Source organism: Aequorivita aquimaris (assembly GCF_001573155.1).
GTDB classification, from domain to species: domain Bacteria; phylum Bacteroidota; class Bacteroidia; order Flavobacteriales; family Flavobacteriaceae; genus Aequorivita; species Aequorivita aquimaris.
In genome coordinates, this window is sequence record NZ_JRWG01000040.1 from 1 (window position 1) to 752 (window position 752).

A 752-nucleotide genomic window follows, 5' to 3' on the forward strand; every position below is an offset into this window, starting at 1 on the left:
AAGCACGCCAGAGGTCACGAGGGCGGACGAAGCACATGTCGTGTGGACGGTCAGCAGCACGGCCTACCTGCGGAACCTCGACCGAGACGATCTGCGCAGCGAGTGCATCGCCGTTCACTACCAGTCACCGCCAAAGAAAACTGATAACGGCACCTCCATCGGCCTGACCATGCCGGTGCTGATCGTCAGCCTGTACAGCGCCGAGCCGCGCGTCGTTGCTGATCGCGTGGCAGCCATCCTTAACAAGCACTGGGACGACGAGCTATGAGCGACGCCCACACGACCCCGGCACGCGGGGGAGATGAACTGCGGGAGGCAGCGGATCGCCTTCTGCAAGCTACGGACGCGCGAGCGTCGCATGGTCGCGATCACGTTCCTTCGATGCGTGAAGAGCAGGAAGCGCGCTGGGTTCTCCGGTCCGCCCTCGCGTCTACCGACATGGCCGGTGCGGGTGATGATGCCGATCGTCGCGAACTTGACCGGCTGCTGTCGGATTGGCGCAAGTCGCTGGCAAACCCGTCATCGTGGCTTGATCGTCTGCGTGCGTTCTTCGCCGCCCCACCGGTGGAGGGGCTGACGAGCGGGGAGCATTATGCGGCAATCGCAGAATGTGCATTTGACGATCGCCCTAGATCGCGTGTTGGGCATCCGTCCCAGATGGACTGGGAGGACGGCTATCGCGAGGGCACGCAAGCTGCTGCGAAAGCTATCCGCGCCGCCAGTCCATCCGCCGGCGACCATCACCAACCGAA

At 63.8% G+C, this 752-nt stretch carries 2 protein-coding genes; both read left to right on the plus strand.

Going from position 1 to position 752, the window contains the following annotated elements; genetic code table 11:
- Positions 1 to 268, plus strand: a 268-nt coding sequence (locus LS48_RS15400; protein ID WP_157881743.1) for a hypothetical protein, incomplete at its 5' end; no start/stop codon positions are given.
- On the plus strand, positions 265 to 752 hold a 488-nt coding region (locus tag LS48_RS14665), incomplete at its 3' end, for a hypothetical protein (RefSeq protein ID WP_131807746.1). The genes LS48_RS15400 and LS48_RS14665, both read left to right, overlap by 4 nt.